A 15,210-nucleotide genomic window follows, 5' to 3' on the forward strand; every position below is an offset into this window, starting at 1 on the left:
GTCGTTAGGGTTTCACCCATGGCGAGTGGTCCTCTTGAATCGTGTTCTGGCAGGAACATCCTGATTCTACAAGAGAAAACCACTCGCCATCTTCGTTTTCAGGTCGGTCTCATGAATAAGCCGGGATTACCTGAGGTATCTGGATTGAATAGTCAATAGTTGTATCTTCTAGTTTTAGGCATGTCGTACCTTTGCGAAATCACAGGGCCCTCAACTCAGTGAGCGATGCGCCACGCTACAGGAGGTTGCTGGCTTCGCTTTTCGCCTCACCCGCGACGCAGGCCCCCAAAATCTGGATAATGGCGGCCATCGCGTAGCCGTCTGACTGGCGTGCTGGCGCCCACACTCTTTAAAGCGGTGCATCGTTCATGGAAATCAAGGTCAACTTTCTCGACAACCTGAGGCTCGAGGCGAAATTCGACGACTTCACGGTCATCACCGATCAGCCCATCCGCTACAAGGGTGATGGGTCGGCGCCGAGCCCGTTCGACTACTTCCTGGCGTCGTCGGCGCTGTGCGCGGCGTACTTCGTGAAGGTGTACTGCGTGGCGCGGGACATCCCGACCGAGAACATCCGCCTGTCCCAGAACAACATCGTCGACCCGGAGAATCGCTACAACCAGATCTTCAAGATCCAGGTGGAGCTGCCGGAAGACCTCTCCGACAAGGACCGTCAGGGCATCCTGCGTTCCATCGAGCGTTGCACGGTGAAGAAGGTCGTCCAGACCGGCCCGGGCTTCGAGATCGAGACGGTCGACAACCTCGACGAGGACGCCCAGGCATTGCTGATGGCGGAGCCGCCAGAAGGGCAGAGCACCTGGATCGAAGGCAAGGACCTGCCGCTGGAGCAGACCATCGCCAACATGACGGGCCTGCTGAATGATCTCGGCATGAAGATCGAGATCGCCTCCTGGCGCAACATCGTGCCGCACGTCTGGTCGCTGCACATTCGTGATGCCGCCTCGCCGATGTGCTTCACCAACGGCAAGGGTTCGACCAAGGAGAGCGCGCTGTGCTCGGCACTGGGCGAGTTCATCGAGCGCCTGAGCTGCAACTTCTTCTACAACGATCAGTTCTTCGGCGAAGCCATCGCTGACAGCGAGTTCGTGCACTACCCGAACGAGAAGTGGTTCCAGCCGGGCCCGAACGACGAGATCCCGGAAGGCGTGCTGGATGACTACTGCCTGGAGATCTTCAATCCGGACGGCGAGCTGGGTGGCTCCAATCTGATCGACACCAATTCCGGGCGTGCGGATCGTGGCATCGTGTCCTTGCCGTTCACTCGCCGTTCGGACGGTGAGACGATCTACTTCCCGTCCAACCTGATCGAGAACCTGTATCTCAGCAACGGCATGAGCGCCGGCAATACTCTGCCGGAAGCCCAGGTGCAGTGTCTGTCCGAGATCTTCGAGCGTGCCGTGAAGCGCGAGATTCTCGAGCAGGAACTGACCCTGCCGGACGTGCCGCAGGAGGTGCTGGCCAAGTACCCGGAAATCGTCGAAGGCATCGAGGCGCTGGAAGCCCAGGGCTTCCCGATTCTGGTCAAGGACGCCTCGCTGGGCGGTCAGTTCCCGGTGGCCTGCGTCACGCTGATGAACCCGAAGACCGGCGGTGTCTTCGCCTCCTTCGGCGCGCACCCGAGCTTTGAAGTCGCCATCGAGCGCAGCCTGACCGAGCTGATGCAGGGCCGCAGCTTCGAGGGTCTCAACGACTTCATGCCGCCGACCTTCAACTCGCTGGCCGTGTCCGAGCCGAACAACTTCGTCGAGCACTTCATCGACTCCTCGGGTCTGGTCTCCTGGCGCTTCTTCAGCTCCAAGACCGATATCGAGTTCGTCGAGTGGGACTTCTCCGGCAGCAATGAAGAAGAAGTCGCCAACCTGTTCGGCATCCTCGATGAGATCGGCAAGGAGGCCTACATGGCGGTGCACGAGGATCTTGGCGCGCCGGTGTGCCGTATCCTGGTGCCGGGCTATTCCGAGGTCTATCCGGTCGAGGACCTGGTGTGGGACAACACCAACATGGCGCTGGATTACCGCGAGGACATCCTCAATCTGCATCGTCTCGATGATGAGCAGCTGGCGGACCTGGGCGAGCGTCTCGAAGAGAGCCAGCTTGATGAGCACATGGACATCAAGACGCTGATCGGCATCGAGTTCGACGAGAACACCATCTGGGGCCAGCTGACGATTCTCGAGCTGAAACTGATGATCAACCTCGCGCTGGGTCAGCACGAGGACGCGCTGGATCGCGTCGAGATGTTCCTGCAGTACAACGACAACACCGTCGTGCGCGGTCTCTATTATCAGGCCATGAAGGCGGTGCTGGAGATCACGCTGGATGACGAGCTGGAGCTTGAGGACTACCTCTACAACTTCCGCCGCATGTTCGGCGAAGACACCATGGCTGCCGTGGTGGGCTCCGTGCAGGGCGAGGTGCGCTTCCATGGTCTGGAGCCGACCAACATGCAGCTGGAAGGGCTCGATCGCCACCTGCGCCTGATCGAAAGCTACCAGAAGCTGCACGCCCATCGTGCTGCCCTGGCGGCCAGGCAGGGCTGATGCTCGCCTGCTGAATCCCATGGCATGACAAGAACGGCCCCTCACTGGATGGTGAGGGGCCGTTTTCGTAGCCGGGCGCTTATTTTCTGTGCTCATGGCACAGGGCTCAGGGCTCAGGGCACAGGGCTTCAGGGATCAGGGCAGCACCTGCTGCCCCTCCGCCAGACGCTGACAGCATTCAATGATCTGCTCGCGGATCCAGCGATGCGCGGGGTCCTTCTGATAGCGGCGATGCCAGCTCAAGTGGAAGGGGAAGGAGGCGAAGGCGAGGGGCGGTGCCACACGGGTGACGGCGAACTGGCGGCAGAAGTGCTGGCATAGCCCGGTGGGCAGGCTCGCGATCAGTGGCGAGCGCTCCAGCAGGGAGGGCACGGCCATGAAGTAGGTGACCGCCAGGGCCACCTCACGCTTGAGCCCCTGGCCCTCGAGCTGCTTGAAGATGCCGCTTTTCAGGCGGGTATGGGGTTGCACCAGCACATGGGCGTGGTGCTCGAAATCCGCCTTTGTCATGCGGCCTTCATCATCCAGACGCTCCAATAGCGGATGCCCGTTGCCGACCAGGCAGTCGATGCCTTCCGTGATCACTTCCCTGACCACCAGATTCTCGGGCGGATCGACCTGACGCCCGAAGGCGAGGTCCGTCGTGCCGCTCATCACGCCGGCTTCGCTCATGTCCTGCGAGAGACGGCGTACCTGGAGGGTGATGCCCGGCGCCTGTTCACGCAGGATCGTCGCCAGTTGCGGCAGGATCAGCACCTCGAAGTAGTCGTTGGCGGCGATCTCGAAATGACGGCTTTCGGTGGTGTGGTCGAAGTGCCGCTCGCTGTTGATCAGGCCATCGAGGTCGGTCAGCGCCGCCTCGATGGTCGGAAACAGGTGGTCGGCCTTCTCGGTAGGACGCATGCGCTGGCGGTCGCGGATGAACAGCGGGTCATTGAACAGCTCGCGCAGCCTGGAGAGCGCCGCGCTCACCGAGGGCTGACTCAGGTGCAGACGCTCGCCGGCGCGCGTGACGTTCTGCTCGAGATACAGCGCATGGAAGGTGCGCAGGAGGTTGAGGTCGTAGTTGAGCTTCATGATGACTACCAGAGCAGGCGGAGTGTCGCGGTTGCACTCGGGCGAGTGAGCACTATTTGTCTGGATGATAGCAGCTATCTGTACTATCGATTATCACGATGGCAAGTTCAGGCGGTAGGGTAGTGATCAGAACACGACGAGTGATCCAAGCGACCCACAGGAGTGAGCCATGAGTGATGTGAAGCGGACGCAAGCCGAAGAGGAAAAGATCGTGCTGATCACCGGCGCCTCAAGCGGTATCGGTGAGGCCACCGCGCGCACACTGGTGAAGGCCGGGCACAAGGTCGTCGCGACCGCCCGTCGCAAGGAACGTCTCGATGCGCTGGTCGAGGAACTGGGCAGCGACAAGGTGCTGGCGATTGCCGCCGATGCGACGGACTACGATCAACTCGCCAAGGTCGTCGAGCAGGCCGTCGCCCAGCATGGCCGTCTGGATGTGGCGTTCGCCAATGCCGGTACCGGCGTCAGCCAGGCAGGCACCGAGAACGGCGATCCCGAGGAGTGGAAGCGAGTCATCGACATCAACATCAATGCGCTGCTGTGGACCGCCCACGCGACCCTGCCGCACCTGAGAGAGAGCAAGGGCCACTTCATCCTCACCAGTTCCGTGGCCGGCCGCGCCAATCATGCGGGCTCCATCTACAGCTCCAGCAAGTGGTTTGCCTACGGCTTTGGCCAGAACCTGGCGATGGAAATGGCCGAGTGGCAAGGCCGCTGCACCACCATTACCCCGGGCATGGTCAATACCGCCTTCTTCGATCAGCCAAAGCCGGACAAGCTGGACCCGCAGGATGTGGCGGATGCCGTGCTCTACGCCATCAGTGCTTCGCCGCGTGCCAATATCCGCGAAGTGCATCTGATGCCGACCTATTGAGCCGGTTGCCGGCATGCGAGTTGTCGAGCGGGTGCGCTCGATAAGCACGCTGGCGCAAGACAACTATTTGTGTGTGCGATAGAGGCTATCCGGACTATCGATTATGACGATGGTGGCGTGAGCAGTAAGCTTCATTCAACACAGGGCGAGCACCACTTGGTGGCCATCACGTGGTGAGCATCACGTGGTGACCATCACGTCGCCGACATCTTTCGTGAAGTGACCGTTGCGGGCTATCCCGCACGTTGAGGAGAGCATCATGAGCAAGGTTCTGGTAGTAGTGACATCCCACGATACGCTGGGTGACACGGGCAAGAAGACAGGCTTCTGGCTGGAAGAGCTGGCGGCTCCCTACTACGTCATGAAGGACGCCGGCATCGAGGTGACGCTGGCCTCTCCCAAGGGCGGTCAGCCGCCGCTGGATCCGGCAAGCCAAGGCGAGGATTTCCAGACGGATGCCACGCGTCGCTTCGACAAGGACGCCGCTGCTCAGCAGGATCTTGCCACCACCGCCGTGCTGGCAGACATGAAGGTCGAAGACTTCGACGCCATCTTCTACCCGGGTGGCCACGGCCCGCTGTGGGATCTGACCAACGACGCGGATTCCATTCGTCTGATCGAGCAGTTCCATGCGGCTGGCAAGCCGGTCAGCTCCGTCTGCCACGCCCCGGCAGTGCTGTTGAACGCCCGCAAGCCTGACGGCACTCCCTTCGTGGACGGCGTGCGTGTCACCGGCTTCACCAATGGCGAAGAAGAAGGCGTCGGCCTCACCAATGTCGTGCCGTTCCTGGTCGAAGATGCCCTGCAGCAGAAAGGCGGCATCTATGAGAAGAAGGCCGATTTCACCTCCTTCGCGATTCAGGATGGCCTGATCATCACCGGCCAGAATCCGATGTCCTCCGAAGGTGTTGCTGAGCTGCTGATCGACAGCCTCAAGAAGTAGATCGGGCGAGTTCAGGCAGTATGAAAAACCCCGCGACCGGGTCACCGGTCGCGGGGTTTTCGTCTTTCAGGTGGCGGGTCTCAGCTGCGCCCGTCTGGTCTCAGTTGTTCTGAGTCAGTTGCCTGGTTCAGTAGAATGAGTCAGTCGCCTGTTTCAGTAGAATGAGCCAGTAGAACGAGCCAGTCGCCATCAGCCATTCGAGGCTTTCGCTGCTCGCGCAAGCTGGGTCACGTAGGCATCGAGCACTTCCGGCATCGAGAGCGGTGTCGGGTTGGCCGCCGTGCCCATCGGGTCATTCTCCAGCAGGATGACCCTGTCGTTGCTGAAGGTGGGCAGGTCATTGTCCGCAAGGTGCTGGTTGAGGCGCTCAATCAGCGCCTGGCCACCATAGGTCAGGATGATATCGACGTCGGCCAGTTCCGCCAGTTGTTGCGGGGGCACTCGCCCGCCAATCTTGCCGTCGCTGGCACTTGCCGTCACGAAGGACGGGGAGGTCAGCCCCAGCTCGGCAAGGAAGCGCCCCCGGGCATCGTTGTCGTTGTAGAAGGCGATCCGGGTCGGGTCTTCAGGGTCGATATAGCGCAGGGTGATGGCCGACTTGCCCTTGATCTCCGGGTGGGTGGCGATGTTCTCGGCGACCTGCGCCTCGAGACGCTCGATCAGTGCTTCCCCTTCGGCGGCCATGCCCATGCCGGCACTGTCGAGGCGAATCATGTCGCGCCAGCTGGAAGACCAGCGCGGGCCGGGGCGCGCCACGACCGGCGCGATCTTGCTGAGCTTGGCGTAATCGTCTTCGCTCAATCCTGAATAGGCGGCGAGGATGACGTCCGGCTGGCTGGCGGCCACGGCATCGAAATCGAGGGTCTTGCCCTGATCGAACAGATTGGCCGAGTCGGCCCCCAGTGCTTCCAGGCGCGCCTTGACCCACGGCATCATGCCGTCGCCGTCATCATCCCCGAAGTCCTGACGGGGGAAGCCCACCGGCACCACACCCAGTGCCAACGGCACTTCATGATTGGCCCAGGCGACGGTGGCGATACGTTGCGGCTTGTTCTCGATGATGGTGGTACCGAAGGCATGTTCGATCGTGAGCGGATACTGCGCCGTTGCCTCGGCGGAGGCGGCAGATGATCTGGCAGATGACGTGTGTGCAGTCGCTGATTCGTGTGCCTGTACGGCAGGTGTGAAGCAGGCGGCCATGGCGGTGGTCAGGCCGATGGCGCAGGAAAGTCGCGTGAGTCGCAAGGGAGACTCCTTGTGTGATCGGCTGGCGGCAGACGCTGCTGGCCAGAGACGAGGTGACAGCCCCTGGCGGGGAGGGGCTGTCGGTGGGTAGGCAAGCGTTACGTGTGGAGACGAGGGTCCTGTCGGCAGGGCGGGCCCGTGGTCAGAAGTCGTAGGTCATGCTCAGCAGCGCACTGCGCGGTGCGCCGTACAGGTACTGGCTGTAGAAGCCCTGCTGCGTGTAGTACTCCTCATCGAAGAGGTTGGACACGTTGAGCTGGGTGCTGAAGTTGTCATTGAAGCGATAGCGCGCCATGGCGTTGGCGAGGAAGACATCGCCCTGGCCGACCTTCTCGGTACCGGTGGGCGTGTCGGTATCCGTGTAGGTATCACCCTGCCAGGAGCCACCAGCGCCCAGCGTCAGACGCGACCAGTCGCCGGGCAGCTGCCAGGTGGCGTAGACCTTGGCCTGCTGGCGCGGATAGCTGGTATTGAGCTGGGTGCCATCGGAGTCCTCGGCGTCCACCAGTGCGTAGCTGGCGGAGAGATTGATGCCCGGTGCGACTTCACCGGCCACTTCCAGTTCAAAGCCTTCGACCACGGCGCCGTCGGACTCGGTGTAGGCCTGATCGGTGGTGCCGGCGACATAGACACCGGGGATCTCGACGGCCAGATTGTCCTGCTCGCTGCGGAAGACGGCGAAGGACACGTCAGCGCGGTCCTCGAACAACGCCGCCTTCAGGCCCGCCTCATAGCTGGTGCCCTCGAGCGGGTCGAGCAGGGCGCCATTGGGGGCACGTTCGCTCTGGGTATTGAAGATCTGCGTGTAGCTGGTATAGGCGGTGAGGTTGTCGGTAATGTCGACGATCAGGCCGGCATAGGGCGTGAACTCGTCGTCGTATTCATAGCTGCGCTCGCCACGGTAGTCCTGGTCGATCTCCCAGTCGGTCAGGCGGGCGCCGATGATCAGGTGCACGGGGTCGGCCAGCGAGAAGCGCGTCACGGCGTAGAAACCGCTCTGCTCGGTTTCGGTGTCGTCGGTCAGCCCCCATTCGCCCCATTCCGGCTCGGCCAGCGCCGGGTCATCGCGATCGGTGAAGCTGCCCAGCGCCGGCACGGCGCTCGCCGGGGTGCGGCTCCAGATCTCGTACTCTTCCTTGAGCCGCATGTAGCCAAAGCCCAGCTGGTGCTCACGACCGAGCAGCTCGAAGGGGCCCTCAGCGCTCAAGTTCAGGTTCTTCTGGGTGCGATCACCGCGATAGTCGACCAGATAGGAGGTCGTCGGATACTCGCGATTGCTGTCGTAGTAGAGGATGCCATTGTCACGATCCACATAGCCGCCACGGTAGTTGTAGGTCAGCCCGTAGTTGGCATCGCCATGACTGTAGGCGGCGGTCGCCTTCCAGCCGTTGGCGAAGTAGTGGGTCAGGTCGGCGAAGCCGCGCGTGTTCTCGGTGAAGAAGTGCGCCCATTCGGTATTGTTGGCGACCGACTGGTCGAAGTCGGTGCGCGTGCCGTCGGTGTAGTAGAGCGGCACGCCCAGATAGGCGCCATCCTGGTCATAGCGCTGATACTCGACCCCGACATTCAGCTCGGTGTCAGGCGTCAATTCGGCGGCGATCACCCCGTAGAGGGTCTCGCGGTCATTCTCGACATCATCCATGAAGCTGTCGGAGCGGTCCTTGGCGGCCACGAAGCGCACGCCGACCTTGCCGGCATCATCCAGCGGCGTGCTGACATCCACCACGCCACGCCGACGGTCCCAGCTACCCATGGCACCGGTCACGCTGGCGGCGGCTTCATCCAGCGGCTTCTTGCGCACGAAGTTGACGGTGGCGGACGGGTCGCCGACGCCTGTCATCAGGCCGGTGGCCCCGCGGACCACCTCGACGCGATCATAGATGGCGGTGTCCCACTCGGCGTCGCCGAACGGCCAGAAGCTGCTGGTGTTGCTCTGTTGGCCATCGAACTGGAAATTGCGGATGGTATAGCCGCGTGACTGGAAGCTGGCGCGGGTGCCGTCCAGGCGATTGGAGGACACGCCCGGCAGGCGGTTGATCGCCTCCGTGGTGCTGGTCAGCGCCTCATCATCCATCTGCTGGCGGGTCAGAAAGCTGACAGACTGCGGTGTCTCGCGTGGCGACAGGGTCAAGCCATTGGCGCTGGTGCTGGAGTCGACCGTATACGCCTGAGTCTCTTCCGTGGTGCCGCCTTGCGCCTCGCCGACGATGGTCATCGCCTCAAGCGTGCGAGTCTCATCCGCGATAGCGGTGGCACTGAGCAGTGACGAGGTCGCGAGCGCAATGGAGAGGGCGAGTGGCGAGCGAGTGAAACCTGGACGGCGGAGTGAGTGAGCCAAGACTGCGTTCCCTAGTTGTTTATAATAATCATTATTATTTACCCGCTGGCGGCACTTTTGTTTTGCGAAATGCCAGACACGCTTTGCGGGATGCCAAGAATGAAAATTTCGGGGAACTTCATGAGCCCGGCATGGTGCTATCGGGCGATGGGTCTGGTCATGCGGCAGGCCAGAGACAGCTGCCGGGCCACGTGTTCGACACATTCAGGCCACGCACGCAAGCGTCATACTGAAACGCCCCGCGACCGTTCATCCGGTCGCGGGGCGTTTCGTTTCAGGGCTGTTGCTTTTGGGCTGTGGCTCCTGGTTCTGCGATGCAGGGCGGATCAGGGGTTACGGCGCGCTTACTCGCGCTCCACCCACGCCTTCCAGCCGCCGTACTCGCTGATGTCCGTCATCGGCACGCCGCTGTCAGCGGACACCGAGCAGATGAAGCCCGCGACCCAGCGGCTATCTTCGAGTTCGATCTGGCCCAGTCCCAGCGGGAAGGGGATGCCGGCGAGGAAGCTGCCGACACTGTCGATGGGCAGAGACCAGACCTCCAGCGCGATGCTGGTGCCGTCTTGCGGGGCACGCAGCATGGCCGGTTTGGCGGGTGTCGCGTCATCCAGTTGATAGAGGCGGTAGCTGGGTGCGCTGTGAGTGCGCGCGACCAGACGGGCCTCGCGCTGGGTGAGCTGATGATTGAGCGGCATGCCACTGAGGTGTGCGCCGCAGACGGCGATCTCGAGTCGGCCATTGGCCGCCGCGGGCAGCTGGCTTTCCGCGAGGCGCGCCTGAGGACGGGCGACGGCGCTGGCACCCAGCGGCAGCGCGAATTCGTGCTCGAGCAGACGCGCGATGCTGAGCAGCTGCAGGTCTTCGAAGGCGGGCGCGAACAGCGTCACGCCCCCCGGCAGGCCCTGGCGATTGAAGCCCACCGGCACGGCCAGCGCGCTGAGATCCAGCAGGTTCATGAAGTTGGTCCAGGTGCCCAGCTCCGAATTGACCGCGATCGGCGCCTCGGCCAATTCCGCCTTGGTGGGCAGGCGCGGCGTGGTCGGCGCCAGCATCACGTCCACCTGCGCCAGCAGCGCCTCGGCCTGACGGCGGTATTCGGCCAGTTGATAGCGCGCATCGAAGGCATCGACGGCCAGCGGCGTGGCACCGCCGAGGGTGATCTCGCGAGTCACCGGGTGCAGCGCCTCGGGGTTGCGCTCGATCAGCTCGCGCACCGCGTGATAACGCTCCGCCACCCAGGGGCCTTCATACAGCAGGCGCGCGGCGGCCAGCAGCGGGCTGCAATCCAGCTCGACCAGCTCGGCCCCCAGCGCTTTGCACTGGCGCATCGCGGCTTCCATGTAGCCGCTGTAATCGCTGTCGGTATGCCACTGAGCCCGCGGCGGCACGCCGATGCGCAGGCCAGCCAGGTCGGGCAGCACGCCATAGGCCTGGCCGTGAACGCTGAAGTCATGCTCGCGCGCCCAGCGGTTGTCGGCATCGAACTGTGCGGTGACTGACAGCACCTTCGCGGCATCATCGCAGCCCAGCGCGAAGATGGAGATGGTATCCAGCGTCGCGCAGGCCGGTACCACACCACCTGCACTGAGCAGGCCAAGCGTCGGCTTCACGCCGACCAGATTGTTGAAGCAGGCCGGAACCCGGCCGGAACCTGCCGTGTCCGTGCCCAGCGCGAAGCTGACCTGGCCCTGGGCGGTGACGACGGCGGAGCCACTGCTGGAGCCACCCGGCACATAGGCGGGGTCGAAGGCATTGGCCGGGGTGCCGTAGACCGGCAAGGCGCGTTCCCCGACCAGCCCGGTGGCGAACTGGTCCAGATTGGTCTTGCCCATCGGAATCGCGCCTGCCGCGATCAGCTGCTTGACCACGAAGGCATCATCGCTCGGCGTGTAGGCAAATTCCGGGCAACCGGCGGTGGTGGTCACGCCGGCGAGATCGATATTGTCCTTGATCGCGAAGGGAATGCCGTAGAGCGGCAGCGACTCGGGTGCCACGTCGTCCAGACGTGCCAGATAGGGTTCCAGCTGCTGTGCTGACAGGCGGGTGATCCAGGCGGCGTCGGTCTCGGCCTGCGCGGCCAGCAGCTCATCCACCAGTTGGCGCGGCGTCATCTCACCGGCCTGATAGGCCTTGCTCAGCGCCGTGATGCTCAGGTTGAGCGGGGTATGGGTCATCATCACAGCGTCTCCTCGGAGGACAGGGTCGATCGGGTGTTGTCTGGTGCGCTGGCATCAGCGGAATCCGTGGCTTCCACGGCGGTCGACAGCACGATCAGTGGTTGGCCGGGGGCGACGCCGCTGCCTTCCTTGATCGGCAGGCGCACGACACGGCCAGCGGTGTGGGTGCGAATCTCGACTTCCATCTTCATCGACTCGACCAGCGCCACCACCTGGCCGGCCTCGACGTCATCGCCCTCGGCGACTTCCAGCTTCCACAGGCTGCCGGTGACCGGTGTCTCGATGCCCAGCTCGTCATCACTCAGGCTGTCGGCTTCCTGCACCTCATTGATCTGATCCTCGAAGGTGAACTGGCCGCGCGCATGCCAGTCGTCGATTTCCTGCTGGAAGGCGGCCTGGCGGCGTTCGCGGAAGGCATCGGTCTCGGCCTGGTGCTCGGTGATCTGCGCCTGATAATCGGCGAGACGGAAGCGGGTCTTCTCGATCTTGAGGTCGTAACGCCCCTGTGGATGATCACGACGGATCTGCTCGAGCGCTTCATGGCTGACCGGATGGAAGCGCAGCTGATCGAACACGCGCAGCAGCCACGGGGTGGTGAAGTGTTCGGTGCGGCGATAGCGATTCCACATCTGCAGCGTGCGGCCGACGAACTGATAACCGCCCGGGCCTTCCATGCCATACACGCACAGATAGGCGCCGCCGATGCCCACCGAGTTCTCGGCGGTCCAGGTACGTGCCGGGTTGTACTTGGTGGTCACCAGCCGCTGGCGCGGGTCCAGCGGCGTGGCCACCGGTGCGCCGAGATAGACATCGCCGAGGCCCATCACCAGATAGCGGGCGTTGAGTACCGTCTCGCGCACTGCCGCCTCATCGGCGAGGCCATTGATGCGGCGAATGAATTCCAGATTGCTCGGGCACCAGGGGGCGTCCGGGCGCACCGAGCGCTGGTACTTGTCGATGGCCTGCTGACACGCCGGGTCATCCCAGGACAGCGGCAGGTGCACGGTGCGGGCCTCGATCTCGATGTCCTCGACATCCTTGAGCGCGACTTCGGCCTGTTCGAGATGCGCCATCAGTGTCTCGAGCGTCAGGCTGCGCGGGTCGTAATGCAGTTGCAGCGAGCGGATGCCGGGGGTCATCTCCATCAGACCGGGCAGCGGGTGCTCCTTGAGCCACAGCATCCAGGCATGGGCGCGGAAGCGCAGCGCGATATCCAGCTCCATCTGGCCGAATTCGATCAGCAGGAAGTCATCGCCGGCGCGGCGATAGACGATCTGCTCGCCGCCTTGCTCGGCGCTCAGGCATTTGAGCACCGGCGAGTCATCGGGGCGCGGACGTTTTGCGGCGATGGCGCTCAGCGTGGCGCCGCTGGTCTCCGCCTGGCGCTGTTCCAGAGTGTCGAGCTGGCCACTGGCGAGGGCGGCGATCACGGCGTCCTGCTGCACCTCGATGGCGCGAGCTTCCTCCAGAGTCAGCGCGACGAAACGGATGCGATCGCCGGCGGCCAGCTGGCCCAGCTTCCAGCGTTCGGCACGCACCACGGTGGCCGGACATACGAAGCCGCCCAGTGACGGGCCGTCCGGGCCGAGGATGACCGGCATGTCGCCGGTAAAGTCGATGGTGCCGAAGGCGTAGGCGTTGTCGTGGATGTTGGAGGGGTGCAGTCCGGCCTCGCCACCATCGGCGCGCGCCCACTGCGGACGCGGGCCGATCAGGCGTACGCCGGTGCGGCTGGAGTTGTAATGCACTTCCCAGCGGTGGCCGAAGAAGGTGCTGATATCGTCTTCGGTGAAGAAGTCCGGCGCCCCGTGCGGGCCGTAGAGCACGCCGATCTGCCATTCGCGGCCCGTTGTCTTGCCTTGATCATGCTTGCCTTGCGCCTCATTCACTGCACCAGCGCCCTGCGGGATCAGCGCCTCGGGCAGCCGGGTCAGGGCGGGCAGGTGGCACTCGGCGAGATCGGCCAGCGGCAGGGTGTCGCCACTGCGCAGCGCACGTCCGGCATGGCCGCCGAACTGGCCCAGGGTGAAGGTCGCGCGCGAGCCCAGATACTGCGGGCAGTCGATGCCACCGGCGATCAGCAGATAGCTGCGCGCGCCGGCGGCGACCTTGCCCAGACTCAGGGTGCTGCAAGCGGCGATCTCATGCACCTGCCACAGGGCAAGCTCGTGAGTCGCGGTGTCATCAGCGCCGTCTTGCGGTGCTGAAACGGACAGCATGGCGGGCAGCGGCGCACCGGCCAGTACCACGCGCGTGGCGCGGTGGAAGTGTAGCGTCGGGCCATTGAGGGTGATTTCGAGGCCTGCGGCATCGGCGGCGTTGCCCAGCAACGCATTGCCGAGACGGAAGGCGTAGTCATCGAAGGGGCCGGAGGGCGGCACGCCCACATCCCAGTGGCCCAGGCGACCCGGCATGTCCTGCACGGTGGTCAGAGTGCCGGGGACGAGTACCTCGAAGGTCGGCGCGGCCCACTCGAGGCCTTCCAGCCAGCGGGTGTAGATCTCGACATTGATGAAGCGCGGGTCTTCCAGCAGGTGCGACAGCCACTGGCGGTTGGTCTCGATGCCGTAGAGGCGAGAGGCTGCCAATGCCCTGGAGAGATCGCCGCGCGCCTGCTCGCGGGTCGGTGCGTGCACCATCACCTTGGCCAGCATCGGGTCGAACCAGGCGGGGACCTCGAAGCCGGCCTCGATGGAGTGATCCACCCGCAGCTGGCTGTCGTCGGCGAGGGCGGCGGTCACGGCGTCATTGGCGAACTCCACCTCGGTGAGCAGACCGCTGGAAGGGCGGAAATCGTGCTGCGGATTCTCGGCATAGACACGTGCCTGCATGGCGTGGCCGCGGGGAGTCAGCGGCGCGACCAGCTCGCGCAGATTGCCCAGCTCACCGGCGCCCAACTTGAGCATCCAGGCGACGATGTCCACGCCCCACACCAGCTCCGTGACACCGTGCTCGACCTGCAGGCGTGTATTGACCTCCAGGAAATAGAAGGCCTGACGCTCGGCGTCATAGATGAATTCGACGGTACCGGCGCTGCGGTAATTGACGGCCTCGCCCAGGCGGATGGCGGTGGCGATCATGTCTTCGCGAACGCGCTCGGGCAGGCCCGGTGCCGGGCATTCCTCGATGACCTTCTGATGGCGGCGCTGACTGGAGCAGTCGCGCTCGCCCAGCGCGATCACCGTGCCTTCGCCGTCACCGAACAGCTGCACTTCCAGGTGACGGGCGCGGGCGATGTACGCCTCGAGGAAGACGCCACCATCACCGAAGTTGCGCTCGCCTAGGCCCTTGACCGAATCGAAGGCGCGGCTGAGGGAGGCTTCGTCGTCACAGACCTGCATGCCGATGCCGCCGCCGCCGGCGGTGGACTTGAGCATCACCGGATAGCCGATACGGGCGGCCTCGCTCAGTGCGCTCGCGACATCGTCCAGCAGGCCGGTGCCGGGCACCAGCGGCACGCCGGCGTTCTCGGCGATGGTGCGCGCTTCGTGCTTGAGGCCGAATGCGTGGATCTGCTCGACGGTCGGGCCGAGGAAGACCAGGCCGGCGGCGTCACAGGCCTGGATGAAGCGGGTGTTCTCGGACAGGAAACCATAGCCCGGGTGCACGCCCTGGGCGCCGCTCTCGCGGGCGATGGCGATCAGCTTGTCGATGTCGAGATAGGTCTCGGCGGCGGCACCTTCGCCGAGGCTGTAGGCTTCATCGGCCTCGCGTACGAAGGGGGATTCACGGTCGGCTTCTGCGTAGACGGCGACGCTCTGGACACCGAGGGCACGCAGCGTGCGCTGGATTCGGGTGGCGATGGCGCCACGGTTGGCAATCAGGACCTTGTGGAACATGACGGAGTCATCCTTCCGGCGGCGGGTCGTCCCGCCTTCAAACTGTGAGCTGCCGGTCGTCCGGTAGCCGGGCAGAGCCTTGGGGGCTGACGAGTGATGCAGGAGAGATGACATCGTCAGGCGGGGCTCGGCCGTTTCTTGTCGTATGCGTGTTCG

8 protein-coding genes are annotated in these 15,210 nt (G+C 63.9%); 3 read left to right on the top strand and 5 right to left on the bottom strand.

Features of this window, described 5'->3' with window-relative positions; translation table 11 throughout:
* The first annotated feature begins 368 nt into the window (after positions 1-368).
* The gene (locus IZU87_RS13920; protein ID WP_043332249.1) at positions 369-2,561 is read left to right on the top strand and encodes an OsmC domain/YcaO domain-containing protein; all 2,193 of its coding nucleotides are present in this window, start codon (positions 369-371) and stop codon (positions 2,559-2,561) included.
* A 135-nt stretch (positions 2,562-2,696) separates the two neighbouring features.
* On the opposite strand, the gene IZU87_RS13925 is transcribed toward IZU87_RS13920, so the two are convergent.
* On the bottom strand, positions 2,697-3,638 hold the full coding sequence (locus tag IZU87_RS13925) for a LysR family transcriptional regulator (RefSeq protein ID WP_213114916.1): 942 nt from the start codon (positions 3,636-3,638) through the stop codon (positions 2,697-2,699).
* A gap of 169 nt (positions 3,639-3,807) precedes the next feature.
* On the opposite strand from IZU87_RS13925, the gene IZU87_RS13930 reads away from it, so the two are divergent.
* Together IZU87_RS13930 and IZU87_RS13935 are read left to right on the top strand one after the other, a co-directional pair.
* Positions 3,808-4,512, top strand: a complete 705-nt coding sequence (locus IZU87_RS13930; protein WP_107335024.1) for an SDR family oxidoreductase — start codon at positions 3,808-3,810, stop codon at positions 4,510-4,512.
* Between the two features lie 259 nt (positions 4,513-4,771).
* Positions 4,772-5,455 carry a type 1 glutamine amidotransferase domain-containing protein gene (locus IZU87_RS13935; protein ID WP_054555908.1) on the top strand — a complete coding sequence of 228 codons (684 nt, stop codon included), beginning with the start codon at positions 4,772-4,774 and terminating at the stop codon, positions 5,453-5,455.
* A gap of 189 nt (positions 5,456-5,644) precedes the next feature.
* Here IZU87_RS13935 and IZU87_RS13940 read toward each other — a convergent pair whose 3' ends face one another.
* The 4 genes from IZU87_RS13940 to uca all read right to left on the bottom strand — a co-directional run bounded on the left by IZU87_RS13940 (position 5,645) and on the right by uca (position 15,054).
* Positions 5,645-6,700 carry an ABC transporter substrate-binding protein gene (locus tag IZU87_RS13940; protein WP_213114917.1) on the bottom strand — a complete coding sequence of 352 codons (1,056 nt, stop codon included), beginning with the start codon at positions 6,698-6,700 and terminating at the stop codon, positions 5,645-5,647.
* A 142-nt stretch (positions 6,701-6,842) separates the two neighbouring features.
* Positions 6,843-9,038 carry a TonB-dependent siderophore receptor gene (locus IZU87_RS13945; protein ID WP_213114918.1) on the bottom strand — a complete coding sequence of 732 codons (2,196 nt, stop codon included), beginning with the start codon at positions 9,036-9,038 and terminating at the stop codon, positions 6,843-6,845.
* A 344-nt stretch (positions 9,039-9,382) separates the two neighbouring features.
* Complete coding sequence (gene atzF / locus IZU87_RS13950) at positions 9,383-11,215, bottom strand: allophanate hydrolase (RefSeq protein ID WP_245162897.1); 1,833 nt, start codon at positions 11,213-11,215, stop codon at positions 9,383-9,385.
* On the bottom strand, positions 11,215-15,054 hold the full coding sequence (uca, locus tag IZU87_RS13955; protein WP_213114919.1) for an urea carboxylase: 3,840 nt from the start codon (positions 15,052-15,054) through the stop codon (positions 11,215-11,217). The genes atzF and uca overlap by 1 nt, the downstream gene beginning before the upstream one ends.
* Positions 15,055-15,210: the final 156 nt, after the last annotated feature.

The sequence above is a fragment of the Cobetia sp. MC34 genome (genome assembly GCF_018340035.1).
Classification (GTDB): Bacteria; Pseudomonadota; Gammaproteobacteria; order Pseudomonadales; family Halomonadaceae; genus Cobetia; species Cobetia amphilecti.

Coding starts and splice junctions, on each gene's coding strand:
- IZU87_RS13925 (WP_213114916.1), bottom strand. CDS start 3,638: ATGAAGCTCAACTACGACCTCAACCTCCTGCGCACCTTCCATGCGCTG.
- IZU87_RS13930 (WP_107335024.1), top strand. CDS start 3,808: ATGAGTGATGTGAAGCGGACGCAAGCCGAAGAGGAAAAGATCGTGCTG.
- IZU87_RS13920 (WP_043332249.1), top strand. CDS start 369: ATGGAAATCAAGGTCAACTTTCTCGACAACCTGAGGCTCGAGGCGAAA.
- atzF (WP_245162897.1), bottom strand. CDS start 11,215: ATGATGACCCATACCCCGCTCAACCTGAGCATCACGGCGCTGAGCAAG.
- uca (WP_213114919.1), bottom strand. CDS start 15,054: ATGTTCCACAAGGTCCTGATTGCCAACCGTGGCGCCATCGCCACCCGA.
- IZU87_RS13935 (WP_054555908.1), top strand. CDS start 4,772: ATGAGCAAGGTTCTGGTAGTAGTGACATCCCACGATACGCTGGGTGAC.